The organism is Pseudomonas protegens (genome assembly GCF_013407925.2).
Classification (GTDB): Bacteria; Pseudomonadota; Gammaproteobacteria; order Pseudomonadales; family Pseudomonadaceae; genus Aquipseudomonas; species Aquipseudomonas fluorescens_AP.
Genome location: NZ_CP060201.1, coordinates 6,626,227 through 6,644,143, shown reverse-complemented (window position 1 = coordinate 6,644,143; position 17,917 = coordinate 6,626,227). Strand labels below are relative to the sequence as shown.

15 protein-coding genes are annotated in these 17,917 nt (G+C 55.5%); 4 read left to right on the top strand and 11 right to left on the bottom strand.

Going from position 1 to position 17,917, the window contains the following annotated elements:
- Positions 1-58: 58 nt before the first annotated feature.
- Together macA and GGI48_RS30570 are read left to right on the top strand one after the other, a co-directional pair.
- Positions 59-1,210, top strand: coding sequence for a macrolide transporter subunit MacA (macA, locus tag GGI48_RS30575; RefSeq protein WP_016964927.1), 1,152 nt, complete (start codon positions 59-61; stop codon positions 1,208-1,210).
- 2 nt (positions 1,211-1,212) lie between these two features.
- Entirely contained in the window at positions 1,213-3,171 is a 1,959-nt protein-coding gene (locus tag GGI48_RS30570; protein ID WP_113194259.1) for a MacB family efflux pump subunit, read from the top strand.
- A 99-nt stretch (positions 3,172-3,270) separates the two neighbouring features.
- Here GGI48_RS30570 and GGI48_RS30565 read toward each other — a convergent pair whose 3' ends face one another.
- The 4 genes from GGI48_RS30565 to GGI48_RS30550 all read right to left on the bottom strand — a co-directional run bounded on the left by GGI48_RS30565 (position 3,271) and on the right by GGI48_RS30550 (position 7,579).
- On the bottom strand, positions 3,271-4,611 hold the full coding sequence (locus GGI48_RS30565; protein WP_179601724.1) for a diaminobutyrate--2-oxoglutarate transaminase family protein: 1,341 nt from the start codon (positions 4,609-4,611) through the stop codon (positions 3,271-3,273).
- 405 nt (positions 4,612-5,016) lie between these two features.
- Positions 5,017-5,856: a LuxR C-terminal-related transcriptional regulator gene (locus GGI48_RS30560; RefSeq protein WP_260620685.1), complete on the bottom strand. Its 840-nt coding sequence runs from the start codon at positions 5,854-5,856 to the stop codon at positions 5,017-5,019.
- Positions 5,857-6,086: 230 nt separating this feature from the next.
- The gene (locus tag GGI48_RS30555; protein ID WP_103741395.1) at positions 6,087-6,692 is read right to left on the bottom strand and encodes a LysE family translocator; all 606 of its coding nucleotides are present in this window, start codon (positions 6,690-6,692) and stop codon (positions 6,087-6,089) included.
- Positions 6,689-7,579, bottom strand: coding sequence for a TauD/TfdA family dioxygenase (locus tag GGI48_RS30550; protein WP_179601720.1), 891 nt, complete (start codon positions 7,577-7,579; stop codon positions 6,689-6,691). The genes GGI48_RS30555 and GGI48_RS30550 overlap by 4 nt, the downstream gene beginning before the upstream one ends.
- Before the next feature lie 220 nt (positions 7,580-7,799).
- Between GGI48_RS30550 and GGI48_RS30545 the strand changes: the two genes are divergently transcribed.
- On the top strand, positions 7,800-8,720 hold the full coding sequence (locus GGI48_RS30545; protein WP_179602211.1) for a LysR family transcriptional regulator: 921 nt from the start codon (positions 7,800-7,802) through the stop codon (positions 8,718-8,720).
- A gap of 1,538 nt (positions 8,721-10,258) precedes the next feature.
- Here the strand turns inward: GGI48_RS30545 and GGI48_RS30540 are convergent.
- The 6 genes from GGI48_RS30540 to GGI48_RS30515 form a co-directional block, all read right to left on the bottom strand.
- The gene (locus tag GGI48_RS30540; RefSeq protein ID WP_260620684.1) at positions 10,259-10,459 is read right to left on the bottom strand and encodes a tetratricopeptide repeat protein; all 201 of its coding nucleotides are present in this window, start codon (positions 10,457-10,459) and stop codon (positions 10,259-10,261) included.
- 123 nt (positions 10,460-10,582) lie between these two features.
- A complete protein-coding gene (locus tag GGI48_RS30535; protein ID WP_181957018.1) occupies positions 10,583-12,376 on the bottom strand; it encodes a UvrD-helicase domain-containing protein in 1,794 nt (597 codons plus the stop codon).
- Positions 12,376-14,277, bottom strand: a complete 1,902-nt coding sequence (locus GGI48_RS30530) for an ATP-dependent endonuclease (RefSeq protein ID WP_179602205.1) — start codon at positions 14,275-14,277, stop codon at positions 12,376-12,378. The genes GGI48_RS30535 and GGI48_RS30530 overlap by 1 nt, the downstream gene beginning before the upstream one ends.
- Positions 14,278-14,379: 102 nt before the next feature.
- Positions 14,380-15,054 (bottom strand): hypothetical protein, encoded by a 675-nt coding sequence (locus GGI48_RS30525; protein ID WP_179601718.1) that lies wholly within the window; start codon positions 15,052-15,054, stop codon positions 14,380-14,382.
- Positions 15,041-16,000 carry a hypothetical protein gene (locus GGI48_RS30520; protein ID WP_179601716.1) on the bottom strand — a complete coding sequence of 320 codons (960 nt, stop codon included), beginning with the start codon at positions 15,998-16,000 and terminating at the stop codon, positions 15,041-15,043. Before GGI48_RS30520 ends, GGI48_RS30525 begins: the two co-directional genes overlap by 14 nt.
- A gap of 11 nt (positions 16,001-16,011) precedes the next feature.
- Positions 16,012-16,479: a hypothetical protein gene (locus GGI48_RS30515; protein ID WP_260620575.1), complete on the bottom strand. Its 468-nt coding sequence runs from the start codon at positions 16,477-16,479 to the stop codon at positions 16,012-16,014.
- 231 nt (positions 16,480-16,710) lie between these two features.
- Here GGI48_RS30515 and GGI48_RS31720 point away from each other — a divergent pair, with 231 nt between their 5' ends.
- Positions 16,711-17,049: a DsbA family protein gene (locus tag GGI48_RS31720; RefSeq protein WP_179601714.1), complete on the top strand. Its 339-nt coding sequence runs from the start codon at positions 16,711-16,713 to the stop codon at positions 17,047-17,049.
- 593 nt (positions 17,050-17,642) lie between these two features.
- Here the strand turns inward: GGI48_RS31720 and GGI48_RS30505 are convergent.
- Positions 17,643-17,810, bottom strand: coding sequence for a transposase (locus tag GGI48_RS30505; protein ID WP_179601712.1), 168 nt, complete (start codon positions 17,808-17,810; stop codon positions 17,643-17,645).
- Between the last annotated feature and the right edge of the window lie 107 nt (positions 17,811-17,917).

Here is a 17,917-nt window from a genome sequence, read left to right as displayed (position 1 = left end):
ACTTAGCGCAAGCCCGGCCAGCGGCCGGGTCTACCTTTCAACGTATTAGTGGTCATCTATGGAAAAGTCGAAGTTTCGCAAGGTTGTCTGGGGCGTGGGCCTGGCCGTTGTTGCCGGCCTGATTGTCTATTCGGTGCAGTCACCGGCTGAGCCGCCCCAGTACTTGACCGCCAGGGTCGAGCGCGGCGAGATCGAGAACGCGGTGCTTGCCACCGGGATCTTGCAGGGGGTCAAACAGGTCGACGTCGGCGCCCAGGTCTCCGGTCAATTGAAATCGCTGAAGGTCAAGCTCGGCGACAAGGTCAAGAAGGGCCAGTGGCTGGCGGAAATCGATCCGCTGGTGCTGCAGAACGCCCTGCGCCAGGCGCAGGTCAACGAGGAAAACCTCGAAGCACAACGCAAAGCCACGGCGGCACAAGTGGCCCAGACCAAATCGGTGTGGGAGCGTTACACCCAACTGCAATCGGACGCGGCCATCTCCCGCCAGGATTTCGAGACTGCCGAATCCAATTACCTGGTGCAGAGCGCCAACCTGGTGGCCCTGGATGCGCAATTGAAAAACGCGCGAATCCAGATCGACACCGCCAAAGTCAACCTCGGCTATACGCGTATCGTCGCGCCGATGGACGGTGACGTGGTGGGCATCGTCACCCAGGAAGGCCAGACCGTGATCGCCGAGCAACTGGCGCCGGTGCTGCTGAAATTGGCGGACCTGGACACCATGACCATCAAGGCCCAGGTCTCGGAAGCCGATGTGATTCACATCCGGCCAGGCCAGGAGGTGTACTTCACCATCCTTGGCGAGTCCAATAAACGCTATTACGGCAAACTGCGCGGCACTGAACCTGCACCGCAGAACTACCTGGACACCCAGGCCGCCGGCACCGCCAAACAGAACACCGCGGTGTTCTACAACGCCCTGTTTGATGTGCCAAACCCTGATCATCGCCTGCGCATCTCGATGACCGCCCAGGTGCGCATCGTGCGCGACACCGCCAAGGATGTACTGATGATGCCGGTTGCGGCGCTGGGCAAGCGCAATGACGACGGTTCGTACGTAGTGCGGGTGGTGGACGAGACCGGCCACGCTCAGGAGCGCAACGTGCAGGTGGGGATCAACAACAACGTCAAGGCCCAGATCAAGGATGGCCTGGTGGAGGGCGACCAGGTCGTCATTGGTGAACCGACGCCGGCCGTGGCGGGGAGCTGACAATGACCCAAGCATTGTTGGAACTCAAAGGCATCAGCCGCAGCTTCATGGCCGGTGAAAAAGCGTTCATGGCACTCAAGAATGTCAGCCTCACCATCAACACCGGGGAAATGGTGGCGATCACCGGAGCGTCGGGCTCAGGCAAGTCGACCCTGATGAACATTCTCGGTTGCCTGGACTACGCCACCGACGGCAGCTACACCATCAGCGGTCGCGAAACCCGCGACCTGGGGGACCAGGAGCTGGCGGAGCTGCGCCGCGACCATTTTGGTTTTATCTTCCAGCGTTATCATTTGCTGCCGCATTTGAGCGCCATGCATAACGTCGAGATGCCGGCGATTTATGCCGGTGTGTCGGAAGGCCAGCGCCATAGCCGCGCCAAGGAACTGCTGGCCCGGCTGGGCCTGGCCAATCACTTGGTCAACCGGCCGAGCCAGTTGTCCGGTGGCCAGCAGCAGCGGGTGAGTATCGCCCGGGCGTTGATGAACGGCGGTGAAGTGATCCTCGCGGATGAGCCGACCGGCGCCCTCGATACTGCCAGCGGCAAGGAAGTGATGAACATCCTGCTGGAGCTGCATGCGGCGGGGCATACCGTGATTATCGTGACCCACGACCCCAAGGTGGCGGCCCACGCCGAGCGCATCATCGAGATGCGCGACGGTGAAGTGCTCAGTGACCGCCTCAACCAACGCGCCGCACCGGAGGTCGAGGCCCCGGTTCCCAGCCAGGGCCGGGCCACGCCGGGGCGGCGTCTGGTGGCGAGCCTGGGGTTGTTCAAGGAAGCCTTCGTGATGGCCTGGGTCGCGTTGATTTCCCACCGCATGCGAACCTTGTTGACCATGCTCGGCATCGTGATCGGCATCACCTCGGTGGTGTCGATCGTGGCCATCGGCGAGGGCGCCAAGCGCTATGTCTTGAACGATATTCAGGCGATCGGCAGCAACACCATCGACATCTACCCGGGCACCGACTTTGGCGACAGCCATGCGTCGGCGATTGAAACCCTGGTGTTGTCCGACGTGACCGCCCTCAGCGAGTTGCATTACATCGACAGCGCCACGCCCAACGCCGGGCGCAACCTGCTGTTGCGCTTTGGCAACATCGATGTCGACGCCACGGTGAATGGCGTGAGTGCCAGCTCGTTCCAGGTCCGCGGGATCAAGATCGCCGAAGGCATCACCTTCAGCCAGGACGACGACACCCGCCAGGCCCAAGTGGTGGTGATTGACCACAACACCCGTAATCGCCTGTTCGGCCCGAACGTCGAGGCGCTGGGCCAGATCATTTTGGTGGGCAACCTGCCGTGCACGGTGATTGGGGTGGCGGCGGACAATAAAAATATCTTCAACACCAGCAAGGCACTGAACGTCTGGGTGCCTTACGAAACCGCCGCCGGGCGCCTGTTGGGTCAACGCCACCTGGACAGCATCACGGTGCGGATCAAGGATGGCCAACCGAGCAAGGTGGTGGAGGATAACGTGGTCAAGCTGCTGCAACAGCGCCACGGGACCAAGGATTTTTTCACCTACAACCTCGATAGCATCATGCAAACCGTGCAGAAAACCAGCCAGTCGCTGGCATTGCTGCTGTCGTTGATTGCGCTGATCTCACTGGTGGTGGGGGGTATCGGGGTGATGAACATCATGCTGGTGTCGGTAACCGAGCGTACACGCGAAATCGGTATTCGCATGGCGGTCGGGGCGCGGCAGTCGGACATTCGCCAACAGTTTCTGGTGGAGGCGGTGATGGTTTGTCTGATTGGCGGGGTGATCGGGATTTCCTTGTCGTTTGGTATCGGGTTCTTGTTCTCCCTGGTGATCAAGGAATGGCAGATGGTGTTTTCGCTGGAATCGATCATCACCGCATTTGTCTGCTCCAGCCTGATCGGCATCATCTTCGGGTTTGTACCTGCGCGTAATGCCGCGCGGCTGGATCCGATCGAGGCGCTTGCTCGGGACTGAAGCGCATACCAAAAAGCCCGCCAACCGGTGTCGGTTGGCGGGCTTTTCATTGCATCGGGTTTGCTATGGAACAACAGCAGCTCTGCGCTGCTGCTGTTTTTAAGCGCTTTGGTCGACCACCTGCAAACGGTGCGCGGCGGCGCTGCTGATGGCGTCTTCGAAACGATCAAGTACGCTGCCAACCTGGGCTTCGCTAATGGTCAGGGCGGGCAGGAAGCGCAATACCGATCCGTGGCGCCCACCGGTTTCGATGATGAGGCCGTTGTCGAAGCAGTTGTGCTTGATCGCCTTGGCCAATGTGCCATCGCCCAGGCCGGCACGGCTCTCTGTACGCGGCTTGGTGACCTCGACGCCGATCATCAGGCCACGGCCACGCACGTCGGCAATCGCCTCATGCCGCTGGGCAATGTCTTGCAGGCCGGCGAGCAGTTGCGCTCCGCGTGCGGCAGCGTGTTCCACCAGGCCCGCCTGGCGAATGTGGCGCATGGTTGCGCGCCCGGCGACCATCGCGATCTGATTGCCACGGAAGGTGCCGGCGTGCATGCCCGGGCCCCAGGTGTCGAGGTGTTCGGCGTAGACAATGACCGACAGCGGATAGCCGCCACCGATGGCCTTGGACAGCACCAGAATATCGGGGACGATCCCCGCGTGCTCGATGGCAAAGGTGCTGCCGGTGCGGCCCAGGCCGGTCTGTACTTCGTCGATGATCAGCACGATATCCAGCTCGCGGGTGATCTCGCGCAGCCCGCGCAGCCAGGCGTTCGAAGCGGGAATGCAACCGCCTTCGCCTTGCACCACTTCGACGAGCACGGCGGCCGGGCGGGTGACGCCACCTTCAGGGTCCGACAGCACGGTGCGGATGTACTCGAGCGACAGTTGATCGGTTTGCTCGCCGTCGGTACCGAACGGGCAGCGGAAGCGGTACGGAAATGGCAGGAAATGGGTGTTTTGTGCAGTAACGCTGGGGATGCCCTTGGGGTTGAGATTGCCCATGGCCGAGAGGGCGCCGGCGGTCATGCCGTGATAGCCACCGTGAAACGCCATCAATGCCGCGCGTTTGGTGTAGTGGCGCGCCAGCTTGATCGCCGCTTCCACCGCATCCGAGCCGCTGGGGCCGCAGAACAGGATCTTGCTGGTGTCGCGCATGCCTGCCGGTAGTTGTGAAAACAGCTCCTGCACGAAGGCATGCTTGGCCGGGGTGGCGAGGTCCAGTGCTTGCTGCAACTGATCGGAGTCCAGGAACTCCAGCACCGCGTCTTTGACTTCCGGCGGGTTATGGCCCAGCGCCAGGGTACCGGCGTTAGCCAGGCAGTCGAGGTATTCCTTGCCTTGCGCATCCCTGAGCCACACTCCATTTCCGCTGACGAACAGGCGCTGGAAATTGGCGGCATAGGTGCGTGCGTTGGATTCGACTTTCTTCAGATAACTTAGCTCTTCCATAGTCATGCACTCATCGGCTGCGGCACACGCAGCGCTGGAAAGTTGATGAAACAAGAAACGGTGTTTAATCCATGACAGCGACTATTTTCAGACAGTAAACAGCGGGGCGCGGGAAAGGCTGAATTACAGTCGAAAGTTAAAAGTAAGTTGAGCCTAATAGTCGCTGAGACAAACGCTACCCGAGTAACTTAAGAACACGCTTAGTTTGAAGGAAGGTGGCCGCTGTCGCTATTAAGGCAGGCACCGGATGTCCCCGATATCTCTGTCATTTTACAGGGGCTTTAGAACGGCAAGTTAATGCCAGTAGTGGGGCGGCAGCGCGGCTCATCAAAAGATGACTTTAGAGTGCCGCCGCCCGTGGGATGAAAAAGTAATTTCGTGGTTTTGCCGACGGCAAATATGACATTACTGTTGCAAGTCAGAAGTAATCGATGTCGCCGGGTTGCCATGCATCCAGCGAACAAGAGAGTGGCGGCCACTGATACCCATCTTAATGACGGCACGTTTCAAGTAACTCTCCACCGTATTAACTTTCAGTGCCAGTGCTGCAGCCAGTTCAGGTGCGGTTCGCCCGGCCAGGAGGCCGGTGCAGATTTCCTTTTCACGGTTGGACAGGTGCAGGCCCGACTGCTGCAGACGCTCCTCGAAACGCTGGCGCAAGGAGTTGGTGTCCCCGTTTTCAGGGACAGCATCGATGACGCCTGGATTGTTGTCCGGCAACGTTTGAGGGTTTATAGCGTTAATATGCTTCTCAACCAGCGGCAGCAGCAACGAGGAGAAATCCTTGAGGATTATTTGCTCTTGCGTTGAGAAGTTCTGCACCTGCGTGCGATAGAACGAAAGTATATAAAAGTATTCGTTCTTTCTTGACTGGAGGTGCAATTGGGAACTGAAGGTGATGGACGCCAAATCGTTCTTTAGATTCCCGTTAACGGTGAATGAAAAGTTTGCCTTGGAAGTACCGAGCGGGGCATCGATCAGTCGCGAATCGTTTGACAGTGCGAGGTTTTTTTCCGGTTCGGATCCAATCAGCCCGTTCATGCATTCCGTACTGAGGATCTGCGCGCCGATGGTGTTGCATTGCGCACGTGGCAGTCCCGCACTTTTGGCGGGTATTTGCGTAATGTGCGTAGCATCCACGGGCAACTTGGCCAGCACCAGATCATGCAGCAACCGGGGGAAATTGCGGCTGCCCGTACTGGCGATGACCTTACCGATAAGAGGGAACAGCGTTTGTGAGTTCATCATTTCACCGTCATGTTTCGAATTAAGGGTTGACGCAGTGGCTGGATGAGCGCGGTTGATGTGCTTTCAGGGAGTGGAGTGGACTGGGTTCGGAGCAACACCTTGCAAGGCTGCAATACCAGGAAAAATCGTGCGTTTATTGCATGTTGGTAAAGGGTGTCCTAGCATGCTTGTGAATGATGGCAATATGATATTATTTGAGCGTTTAGGCTGTGTGTCTTGGCCACGGTTCATCCTTGAATCAGCCGTTCTGTGCCCATCAGCATCGACAACAAGCCGATGCCCAGCAGGAACAGGCCGGGTGCTTTGGCCATGATTTTTTGCGCTATCACGCTGGGCAGCAATTGGCGCGAGATGGCGCCGTAGACCAACAGAATGGTGACGTCGATCACCCCCCAGATCAGTGCGAGTACCAGGCCCTGTTTAATGAAGTCGCCGTCGGGCTCGATGAACCCCGGCAGAAAGGCCAGGAAGAACAGGATGTCTTTGGGATTGGACAGGCCCACTTTCAGGGCCCTCCAGAAGAAATGACGCTGGCTGTTTTGCACGGCTGCGACGCCTTCGGCGCTGCCGAGCAGGCTGTTGATTCCCAGCCAGGCCAGGTACAGGCCGCCGACCAGCTGGCCCCAGTTCAACAGCGTGGGGCTGACGTCCAGCGCGGTATAGATCAGTGTCAGGGTGATCAGCAGCAACAGTTGGGCGGACACAACGCCGCCGGTGATCGTCGCGGCGGGCCAGGCTTGCCTGGCATCGGAAATGACCAGGGCCACCACCGGACCGGGAGAAGCGATCAGGAAGAACACGGCGACTGCGAAGGTCAGGTGCAGCATGGTCATAGGGTGGTTACCAGATCCAGGACACGTGTATTTTTACCCAGCCGTTGCGCGTAGTAGCGGTAGCCGGCCACCGCAAAAGTGCGTTGGATCCAACGGTCACTTCCGTCGAGGCTGGCGGAAAAAGCGCTTCGGGCATGGGCGGTTTTGCGGTTGTCGATGATCAACAAATCACCGGCGTTGAGGCGCACAGGATGAGCGACTTCCCAAGCGGCTTTGCGCAGAGTTTCCAGTTTCTCTTGCGCCTCTTTACTGCGGGAAACCATGAACTGGGGGTCGAAGCGAAAAAAGGGCGACTCAGGGTCGCCGTATAGAACCGTTTGTTTTTTATTTATATCAATTCGGCAGTTTTTTTCCGTGTCGCAGTAGTCAGACAGGAAGTTGTACTTTTCTTCATGAAAATAGGCCAAGTCTTGCGGCGGCAGAATATCGCGGATGCCATCGATGGAACTGATAAAAGTTGCCGCCTCGGCACCCGGGTCCTGGCGCAGACAAAACAGCACCAGGTAATCCGGTGATACCGCGTGAAATGCGTTTTCGGTGTGCAGTTCTAGTTCGCAATCGTAACTGTCGGAGCTGGCAAGTTTAGAGTGCTTTTTATGTGGAAAGAAGTTGTTGACGATCGCCCCGTCTGACTCCTGGATGTAACCAATAGGGTCGCCGAGCATGGCCGTCGCCTTCAAGATGATTTGTTCGCTGATGGTGCATTCTTTATTCAGTCCGGCGCGATCACTGGGGGTCGGAGGCACCGTACCGATTGGCAGGTTTTTCAAATGCAGGAAGCCTTTCTTATTACCGAAAAGGCGGAAATTCAGTATATCGGACTCCACCGTTTGATCGAGTCGGGTTTGCTGGATACTGGAGGACAGGAAGTGATCGAAATCGGGCATGATAAGTTGTCTGCTGTGTATTTAAGAATGGTGAAAGCCACAGAGGGGGGGAGGGCATGCCGTACGCAATGATAGTTGGAATTAAGTTGCTGTTGCGCCCGAGCGTTTTATAAGTTCTATCGCTTATTTATATAGTTCATTATTTGGCAAACGCACTGTATTTAAAAGCAGAAAAAAAGGACAGGTAAGGATGAGTAGAAATCATGGTGCTCTGGGTCAGATGGTCCGTCGATTGCCGCCGCTTTACGCGTTACGCGCCTTTGAGTTGGCCGCGCGTTTCAGCTCATTTACCCAGGCCGCCGAAAACCTGTTCATCACTCAAAGTGCCGTGAGCCGGCACGTCAAAACCCTCGAAGAGCATTTTGGTTGCGCGTTGTTCGACCGCAAGGGGCCGAAAATATTCCTCACTCAGGCCGGGCGATTGCTCGCGCAGGAATTGCAGATCGGCTTTCGCCTGATCGAGCAGGCCTGCACCACCACCAGCCGCAAGGAGCACACCTTGCGCGTCAAGGCGCCATCGACCTTGACCATGCGCTGGTTGCTGCACGTGCTGGATGAGTTCAATACCGTCGACGGTGCGGAGCAGGCGCAATTGTCCAGCGAGTGGATGGATGTGGACTTCGTTAATTTTGATGTCGAACCCTTCGATTGTGCGGTGTTGTTGGGCAACGGTCGCTTCAGCAGTGACCTGGGGTTCATCAAGCTGTTCGATGAATGGCTGATCCCGGTCTGCTCGCCGGGCTTGTTGGCGCAACATGAACAGAACGGCGAAGGGGTGTTTTCCGCGGAGTTGATTCACCCGTCCCGGGATCGGCGTGATTGGCAACGCTGGCTGGAACGCGTGGGCTTGATGTCGGCGGTGTCCTGGCAGAAAGGCAAGATCTTCGACACGCTGGAGTTGGGGATTTCCGCTGCCATTCAAGGTCGGGGCGTCTCCATCGGCGATCTGGCGCTGGTGGGTGACGAACTGGTCAAAGGCTCCCTGGTATTGCCCTATAACAAGGCCGTCAGCACGGGCGACAGCTATTACTTGGTCTGGCCGGCGCGCAGCAATAGCAACGCAACGCTGGAGAGTTTCAAGCGTTACTTGCTCGAAGCCGTGCCGGTCATCGACGAGCGCGGGTTGGAGTTTTTGAGTTGAGTGCGGAGCAGGTTGGCAATTTTAAAAACCATTTCAGCGGGTGGCTGAAGTGGTTTTGTAGTGGTCTGGTGTCTGATGACCAAGCAACGTCGTTCCTTTTCAGCTGAATTCAAACGCGAGAGAGTAAAGCACTGACACCTGAGCAGCAGAATTCATCGAATCAGTGACTTACGTGGCTTATGAGCATATCTGACATAGCACATGATTTAACATAATATACATTATGCGAATATTTATATTGAGGCTTCTGGCCCAGTGAGGCCAGATTTGCAGAGCCTGCTGTGAATGTTAGGTAAAAATGGGAATTACCAGTCACACAAAAACCCTTTTTAAATCAACGCAATAGAAAATTTCGACTAATCACGAAAAACCATTTCAAAGCCAAGTACAACCCTAACCTATTGTTTTAGCTTAAAAAAACTTAGCTATTGATGGCGCAACAGAATTTCTACTTAACATTTGAAAATGGAACTGACCTTGGGAAAAACAGGGAAATTACCAGTCAACAATTTTCCCTTTTTAACAGTTAAATATGTACCACCATACAGCTCTATCTCGGGCTCTCTAGGTGATTTTACGATGACCTGGTAACAACTAACCCTGCACAAAGACTTCATGCTGCGAGCTTTTACGATCCGAGTCTTCCTACTTACACTGGTGCGTAGTTTCGCGTAATTCAGCGCTTCGTACTGCCAGTGTCCTGTGGCTGCGAGAAACTAGCATGCACCATGCAGCGAGGATAATGGGGATGGATCAGGCCATCAGGCTTGCACGGAAATCGGACGCTGAAACCGCCTTCCAACGCTATTTTGCTCGACGTGACTAGGGATTAGTAGACTCGCCCTACACTTTCATGGCTTTAATTCCAAAGCGGCAACTTAGCTCAACTAAATATTCATTTAGTTGAGTTAGGCGATAATGCTTTATTGAAACACATCTCAAGGTTTCATCTGAGGCTCAGACCCCGCCGGCTCTGATCTTTCTATCGCACCCTCTTTGTCCTCTGCATTCAGCAGCGCAATGATTTCGCTCGGACTAAACTCGTACTGTAGCGCCAAGTGATCGAGCTCCCCTAGAAACCTGAAGCAATCCGCCACTCCCGGATCCTCCATCAGCTCGCAGGACAAGCGATAACGAAGCCCGATGTCCTGATTCAGCTCGATCAGCCGGCCCAGCTTCTCATGCCGTCGGGCCGCAAATTCAGTTCCCTCAGCGATGACACCCCACCACACCTGAGCCGCATGTCTTGATCGCTCGCAGACCCGTGCGATTTCGAGAGATCGACTATTCCAATAATTGACCTTTGACGTCCCTGGTTGCTATGCCGAGCCGTCGTTGCACCGGCCAAGCGCGACAGTTTGGATGCCTAGCCGCCCGTCCTGCACAGATTCAAATGCCCAGTCAGCCAAGCCTTCACAGCCAAGAGCCATCAGACGTTAAGGCAGCGGCGCTTCACAGCCTGACCTCGCAGGGGCAAGTGTGCAGCGCCAAGCGGTCATCAACCCGAATGGGAGACCGGGAGTAAATGGGTCGCGGCGCTACTCAGCCCCGCCCCTCTTACTCACCGAAGCCAACCTGCGCTTAACCCCAATTTTTGGATTCAAAGCCAGCGCCTCATCATAGACCTGGACTGCTTCGGGGTACTGGCCCAGTTGCTCGTCGGAAAGCCCTTGGACATTGAGCGCTGTGGGCTTCCATGCAGGGTTTCCATCTGCCCCGAGCGAGCGGGCACGCTGCAAAGCGGCCAAGACTTCGTGGGTGCGCTCTTCTGTCAGGTCGCCCTCCCCTAAAATCCTTTCTGCCGCAAGAATGATACAGTTGTAGCGGAGCGATTAACGCTTGGATCGCCCCCACTTAATCATCTACGGGAGCTCGAATCCCAGGCCCTCAAGCACCAGCCGATCTTCAGCCTTTAATTTTTTCACTGCCCAAATCAGCACATGCTTCGGCCGCGAACTCGCCACGTAGGCAAATCTCGCAGCTTCGGAAGTCCGGTCACGCAGCCAGTCCTTCCAGTGCGACTGATGCACGCCTGGTTTCTGTGACGATACAACCACGGTCACGTCGTGTGTTTCACCCTTGACCCCGTGAATGGTCTCGAAACGCAGGCAGTCACGTTGGGTGGCTACATCTGGTACTCCGGCCAACCGTTCGGAGATCAACATCTTCCCCTGCCCAGAACGGGCTCGCAAATGAAGGCCTCTCAGCCCTTCTAAATGCTCACGCACCTCTACAGGCACGAATGTTTGATCTGGTAGCTTTCCAAGCGCAATTTTTGCTGCCCGGGCCCAGTTCGACCAGGTCTGATTATCATCTCCTATGCCGTGTTCCACTAAGAACTGGAGTCCGTCGTGAAGGAATATACGCCAAGCCAGTTTTGACTCAATATCCATAGGGCAGTAAGGGCCTGCTTTCGTCACCTGCAGTTCTAGCCGGGCCGCCAGCCACTTACCGAATGTTTCCAGGCACTGCGCTATGTCCGTCAACCTACCTGCTTTGAGGTTTATGCAGGCCAGCGCCAGCAGCTCGATGCCCTCGAAAGCTCTACCAGTACGTAAGCGCTGGAGTGTTGCATGCCCGCGCGCGACGACCACCACCTTGTGATGTATCAGGCTCATTTCCCGAATGGCTGGAAGCACCTCCGACGGGCAGTTTTGATACTCGACGACTGTTGGCATTACGGAAGCAATACGAGGATTTCCCACCACACGGTCGGATTGAAGAATGTTGGAACACACATCTACGATGGCTTGGCCGCTTCGCCAATTTTCGTTGAGGACGTACTCCTCAAAGCCAAGCTCCTCCATGCGCCGACGCACGTGTGCAGGATTCGATTTTCTGAAACCATAAATTGACTGGTTAAGGTCACCTACAAAATGGAATTTCACGCCTAGTAGGCTCAGCCTTTTGACAATCAGAAGCTGCTCTGCCGACAAGTCTTGGCACTCATCGACGATCACCAACGGGAATCGGCGTGCGATACGCGAGAAGTAATCTTTGAATTTTTCTTCTTGCATCCCCACTAACGCGAGGATATCGATGTCACCGTAAGTTGCAAAGCCAGCGGCCCAAAGCCGTTTTTTGGTCGACAACAGTGCCTTCTGGTCGGCCTCGCCCTGTTGGGCGAGGTTGGCTTCGTTATCCCACTTCCGGTCTTTGGTCGAAAAGACATAGCGTTTGGATTCTTTATCGTAGTTGTATCGACAAGCTGATACGGTGCGTCCACAGATCTTGATGCGCGTGTGGTAGATATCAGCTGACTTGTCGATGATCCGTATGCGGAAGTCGCCGTCCCGGCCTTGAAAGCCCGTGATCTCGCTGGCGATACTCGACAGCAGGTGTGTGAGCACGAAGCTATCGAAGGTGGAGATGTAGTGCGGCAGGCCCAATGGCTCGCGGAGGTACTTATAAACCCTGCTCTGGAGCTCTTCCGTAGCACTATTGAGAAAGGTGAGTAAAGCGATACCAGAAGGGCGATGCTTCCACTCTAGGATGATCTTACATACTTTTGCGGCCACGACCTCTGTTTTGCCGCTACCGGGACAGGCTCTCAGGTACACGTGTCTATCCAGCGGCGCATCAATGTATCTCTGCTGCTGGTCGGTGAACTCGATGTCGGCTGCACCCGCTTGAGCAGCCTTATTCTGCGCCGCCATTAGGCCGCACCCTCTTCCAGACCGCACGCCCAGAGGATTGCCTGGCGGATGTACACCGGCACCACGAAGCCGGCCCCATTTGCCTCAAGTACATCCGCGAAGGCTTGGGCATATATACCCTTGCCAATGTCATCGGAGTCAATGCGACCCAGTAGTGCGCCGGCGTAAGGCGCCCGCTGGGCGGATGTCATGGCAGCAAAGTCGAGTTTCGCGTCTGCCTTCAAACCTTTTACCACCGTTCCATCCTGGGCCTCCCAGAGCCCAGCTGCGATAATCAGCATCGTCTTGAGATTGTTGCCTTCCATTGCGATGTCGTACTCGAAGGTTTTGTATTTTCCCGCAAAGAGGCGAGCGAACTCTGATAGACCGATGTGCTTCTGCAATTCCAGCGCCGGGTTGTTGCCTACAATGCAGTTGTCTGCATGGGGCAAAAATGGAACACTCTTTTGAACGCCCGCTCCGTCGTTCTCAATCACAGACTTTGGAGGATCGTTGTCGGTCAGTCCTGAGCACCTGACAGGGATATTCTTACCTTGATGCTCAGCTCTGACGTCGCAGAACAGCTGCATAAAGTGGTTGAAATAAATTCCGCCCAGGTTGATGACAGACACACCGTAGTCGTCCAGGGAGTTCCGTCCCTCGCCGAATGGCTGCAGCACGATTTTGGCGAGTGCCGGTAAGACCATCGCCTCCGCTATGCCCTCCACTAGGATTGTGCCCTTGGCGAACAGCAGGTTCGACTTTGTTGCGTCAAGCCATCTGTCCACAAATTGTCGGCTCTGCCTGGGCAGGCCGCAGTTCCTGAGGGGCACTGCCTTGGGGAGGCTCAGGTTGGACAGGTGAATAACGTGATCTACAGATACTGCAGCGGTGATCACAGTCGAGTGGGTGGTTATGATCACCTGCATTCCGCGAGCCTCAGCAGCCTTCTTAAGGTGCCGAAGGAGCCGGAGCTGAAGCTGGGGATGAAGATGCGCCTCCGGCTCCTCGATCAACAGCAGGCGCAGGTACGTTTTCTCGCCCTGCCCCTCATCGGCTTCGTAGGTCAGCTCTGCCAGAATAGAAGCGATGTACAGCAGGTTGTTGAAGCCCAGGCTGTTTTCTTCCAACGCCCGAAATTGTGCAGCGTCAGCCTTGCTCAAGTCTGGAAAGTACAGGAGCCTCAGACCTTCCACGATTCGGGAGAAGCTCACTTCCGAAAACTGAATCATTGTGCCCTGAGATAGATGAGCGCCCAGGGCAGCTTTTAGGCTTTCACCAATTCGCTGGTTGGCAGCTTTGATAGCAAATTGGTCGCTCTCTGATAGCTGGCGATTGAAGTCCCCAACATGTTGCTCCAGTGGATGCAGCACCCGCGCCTTTCTGGCGGCTTCTATGTCTTTACGGCAGAGCGCTTTTAACAGGCGCGCGAGGCGAGACTGGCGCCCTTCTCTCAGCTTAGTTTCAGCGTCGCGTAAGGGCGGTAGGTATACGCAGTGGACATAGTCTAATTTCTCGGTTTCAAACGCTTTGGTGTACTCGTGGCCACCGTACGTATGGTGTTTGAACCTACCACGAGACTCCTGGTTCAGGGCCGTGAACGTGAGTTTTGCCTCGGGATGGTTGCCGCACCAAGTGTCAAACGCAATCACATCGTTCTTGTCGAGATCGGAGAAGGTCGCCTGAATTTTGATCTCTTCAGCCGCGACATCATCCTTGCCAAATCCCCTGTAGAAATCGCGCTCGCTGATAATTCGTTTGCCCGACTCAGAGTCATTGAAGAGCTGACGTATCGCGCTGACGACACCAGTCTTACCGGCCCCGTTTTCGCCGACCAGGACGTTCAGGCCGTCATGTAGCTCGATCGAGAACAGCTCCCCAAAGCACTTGAAGCCCCGAACGTCCAGCGTACGTAAATACATGAGCATCCCTTCTTCATAAATTGCTAGATAGCCGGATTTGAGCCGCGCCACCTGTACTATCACATTGACATAGAGCCAGCTGTGCTCGTTTGCCGAGCTTGGTCAGCTAAAGCACATCATCAGCGGTCGTCTCACCTCAGGTGCCATCAGCTTGGCGATCTCTTCTACAACCCATGCCGCGCAAGGCCACAGTGCCTGTACAGCCAGCAGCACGGTAAAAACGAAAAACGCTCGCAAGAGGTAGTCATGCGCCAGTTTGATATGGCTCACCTTGGCGTTGTTGCCCGGGTAGTTTTCGATGACTTTGATAGCGATAGACTTGGCCAAGCTCGCGGCAGGTTGTTGTGTGCTCCAGCAACGCGAAATGTCACCGGCCCCCACTGTGTGGGCATTGCTCACGCGCAGTACGCAGAACGCGCTGTACCCCGCTCGAAGGACATACGCCACGGCAAGCGCAAACACCGCCAGCGACAGGGCGCCAAGGGCTTTACTGGTCTTGTCGCTCCAAAGGGTCGGCAATAACGACACCAATACCGGGATGAGTGCGGTTACTACCGCAAGATAGACCCCTGCTTTCGTGTCAGCACCCCTACGACGCTCCTGTTCAGCGTCGTACATCCGGCGCGCCTCTTCCAACGCTATTTCGCTCTGCAGATCCCAATTGCCGTTGTTGACGGATGCTTTCCACCCGGCGCGCATTTGGTCATTTGCCACAACCTGTTCAGGCGTAGGAGGAGCCAGGGTCGGCCAAAACAACTCCTTATCAAAGCGGGCCATTTCGGATCATCTCCAGCTCATCAACGATTGCCGCAGCAATTGGGTATCCGGTTTGATTTTCGATCCAGGCCCACTGACCGTTTGGATTGATCTCCAAAAACCACAGCTTTTCGTCTGTGTCGCACACCAGATCAATAGCGCCATACCGCAGATTCAGACGGTGTACCAACTCTCGACATTGAGCAGCCACTTGATCGGGCAAGCTGATGGCCTCGTGGCGTAAGTCAGGGCGGCTACCCCGTCGCCAGTCAACTTCGGTTTCTTCGTTATCCTGAGACCAGATGGCAGTGGCGAACACCTGAGCGCCAACGACCGTGACGCGAACATCGTATTTTTTTGGCACTTCAGCCTGAATGATCAACGGGGCAAGGCCAAGGGCAGGCGCATCTGCTTCGGTCAATGGCTGCAGCCGTGAGGTGAACATCACCTTCTCCAGCGCGCCCGGCAATACCGCTTGCCGCAGAGGCTTCCCAACAGCCCTTCCCTCTGCCGTCAGTAACTCGGCGGGCTCCAACTGGTTCGTTATGGCAGTATCCGGGATATTGAAACCGAGGTGCCGCGCAATCAGGAGCTGTCGCGGTTTATCCTCAGCCAGAAAGATCTGAGTAGGGTCACTGAACCAGCAACCCTCCAATCGGAAATAGAGACTCTTCAGGAAGCTGCTCCATTCCGCCTCAATGTAGGCACGCTCACCCGCATCCAGGACTGCCTCAGGTGCTTGTGGCGCGCCAGGCCTGCGAAAATAGGCAGCAGTAACGTCACGCCCTGTAATTCGTTTCCCTTCCAGCTCAATTGCCCAATCATCCATGGCACTCACGCCCAACGTGCTTCGAGATAGAGGGAGCAGTTCAGTGTTGAGCCTGAAATAAGGCAAGCCCCGCCGTTGGAGCTTTGCGACGACGAAGTCCATCGTTATGTCGCGGCGATTAGTGACCAGCAGAAACATAGTGGAAAGCCTCAATCCAGGTAAAAACGCTCGTCGAGGCCTAATTGCATATCCCCTGGATCATCGTGCTCAAGCTCTGCCTCGGTTTTGGTCATCAGCTCCAGCATGGCGTAGCAGTCACCCGGGTCATCTTCTTCGATCACCGTATCGGTCTTGGTCATCAGTTGGAGCAGATGAGAGGCCTGCCCATTGGAGGTGAGATCGTCGTCACTTTCGGGCTTGGAGTATGTTTTTGTGAGCGTTTCGAGCGTCACGAACGAGTCGTCATCCTCTTCACTATTGACTTTCGTCTTGGTGAGAAGCTCGTCCAGCGCTCCACGAGCAATAATGGGCTGAGTACCATTAGGTGTCTCAACGACCCACATATCGTGCTGAGTCGAGTAATACCCTGGCAGATTGTCGGTACCTGTTCTCGGCACAGCGTTTCTTGCGAGCAGGGGTGAAACTGCCTTACATGCGGGGATGGAGGCTGTGGGCATTACGCTGAACTCCTGTATGGCGATGTGCCAACATATTACGGAGAACTGAGCGGTTCGTCATGTTCGTACCTGCAGAGCACCATTGGGCCAGTATGTAGCGCCCCTTCGCAGCCCCGATACTCCATAAAACCCTTCACGCCCCGTTCATTGTCGTTGCGGCGCTGAGGTAGTGCAGGTCTGTCACGGCGGTATAGTTCCCCCAATGCGCAGCTGAAGTAGGGCTGAGCGCCAATGACATGGCCATTTAGAAGGAGATTCCTCGCTGTCATAGTTTGCATAGGAGTGGTACTAGCGGCCGGCCTGCTGCTTTCTTCGACTATTCGTCATGGAGAAGACACACACCATGAGTCTAATCCTGTCAATAAGGGGCCCTGGCTACTCGGTCCAGCAGATGCACGTTGGACCATCGTCGAGTATGCCGATCTGGAGTGTCCTTACTGCAAGACTTATACACCCGAGCTCAAGCACTGGGTGATCCAGCAGGAAAATATGAACCTGCAGTGGCACCACCTGCCATTACCGGGGCTCGATATTCGCCCTGCATGCCTCGTAGCGTTGGTCAGGGGCTGAAGCATGACTAGTGGCCATCTTGTCCTCAATAGAGAGGATTTGACGTATGTATAGGCTGGAGATGTCTACGGTGCCGGGAGCAGTCTAATGAACTTGAAAGGTTTCTAGAAAGCCTGGGGCGATTCATCCAGCATCATTGCAGTGACCAAGCACAGTAGAAGCACAAACCGTTAAGCTATAAGCCTGTGTAGTCACCTCTGGATAGAACATGGCGTCGCCCCAAGCAATGCTCTCAAGGTACCAAGCGTTCGTTGGCTTGAAAGTTTGCCTACGTATTACTCAAAAATGGCGAGCCACTCCCAGCCAAGCTTGTCGGATTTTACGCATATCCTCCCATACCTATCGACGAGTGCTTGGCGGTAGTAGTAACTCGATGCGGCTCGACGTAGACCAGCTGTACCGCATGAGTCTGGTGCTCAACATACATGCTGCACTGAAGATGACCTTCAGCAACGATCTCAATGTCTATCGATTTCCCTCACTGAGCAATCACAATGATTTCTTCAATGGTCGAACTCCTTTGGAGATAATGGCTCAGGGTGATTTCGTTTCAATACACGAGACCTATCGACATATCCAATCACTGCCGCTGACTAGCTTTCTTGATGTACAAAACGGGCGACGGCAATCATGAGTTTGCGAATGACGTTGGCGTTGATGCCGTGGGCGATGGCAACGCTGGAGAGGATCGCGCCGGGTTGCAGGCATTCCTGAATAACCTGGGCTTTGAACGGTTTGGGGTAAGAGCTTCGTTGGCGCATGGAAATCCTGACATTAAGGGCTATCGCGTCCGCTTAAAAAATACGCGGACACCTTCGCCCTTAATGCTGGAGTTCGGAAGGTGAGTTCGCCAGACGCTTACGGATCG

Excerpts from the sequence above, each read along its gene's own strand:
- macA (WP_016964927.1), top strand. The coding sequence starts at position 59 with ATGGAAAAGTCGAAGTTTCGCAAGGTTGTCTGGGGCGTGGGCCTGGCC.
- GGI48_RS30570 (WP_113194259.1), top strand. The coding sequence starts at position 1,213 with ATGACCCAAGCATTGTTGGAACTCAAAGGCATCAGCCGCAGCTTCATG.
- GGI48_RS30565 (WP_179601724.1), bottom strand. The coding sequence starts at position 4,611 with ATGGAAGAGCTAAGTTATCTGAAGAAAGTCGAATCCAACGCACGCACC.
- GGI48_RS30560 (WP_260620685.1), bottom strand. The coding sequence starts at position 5,856 with ATGAACTCACAAACGCTGTTCCCTCTTATCGGTAAGGTCATCGCCAGT.
- GGI48_RS30555 (WP_103741395.1), bottom strand. The coding sequence starts at position 6,692 with ATGACCATGCTGCACCTGACCTTCGCAGTCGCCGTGTTCTTCCTGATC.
- GGI48_RS30550 (WP_179601720.1), bottom strand. The coding sequence starts at position 7,579 with ATGCCCGATTTCGATCACTTCCTGTCCTCCAGTATCCAGCAAACCCGA.
- GGI48_RS30545 (WP_179602211.1), top strand. The coding sequence starts at position 7,800 with ATGGTCCGTCGATTGCCGCCGCTTTACGCGTTACGCGCCTTTGAGTTG.
- GGI48_RS30535 (WP_181957018.1), bottom strand. The coding sequence starts at position 12,376 with ATGGCGGCGCAGAATAAGGCTGCTCAAGCGGGTGCAGCCGACATCGAG.
- GGI48_RS30530 (WP_179602205.1), bottom strand. The coding sequence starts at position 14,277 with ATGTATTTACGTACGCTGGACGTTCGGGGCTTCAAGTGCTTTGGGGAG.
- GGI48_RS30525 (WP_179601718.1), bottom strand. The coding sequence starts at position 15,054 with ATGGCCCGCTTTGATAAGGAGTTGTTTTGGCCGACCCTGGCTCCTCCT.
- GGI48_RS30520 (WP_179601716.1), bottom strand. The coding sequence starts at position 16,000 with ATGTTTCTGCTGGTCACTAATCGCCGCGACATAACGATGGACTTCGTC.
- GGI48_RS30515 (WP_260620575.1), bottom strand. The coding sequence starts at position 16,479 with ATGCCCACAGCCTCCATCCCCGCATGTAAGGCAGTTTCACCCCTGCTC.
- GGI48_RS31720 (WP_179601714.1), top strand. The coding sequence starts at position 16,711 with ATGACATGGCCATTTAGAAGGAGATTCCTCGCTGTCATAGTTTGCATA.
- GGI48_RS30505 (WP_179601712.1), bottom strand. The coding sequence starts at position 17,810 with ATGCGCCAACGAAGCTCTTACCCCAAACCGTTCAAAGCCCAGGTTATT.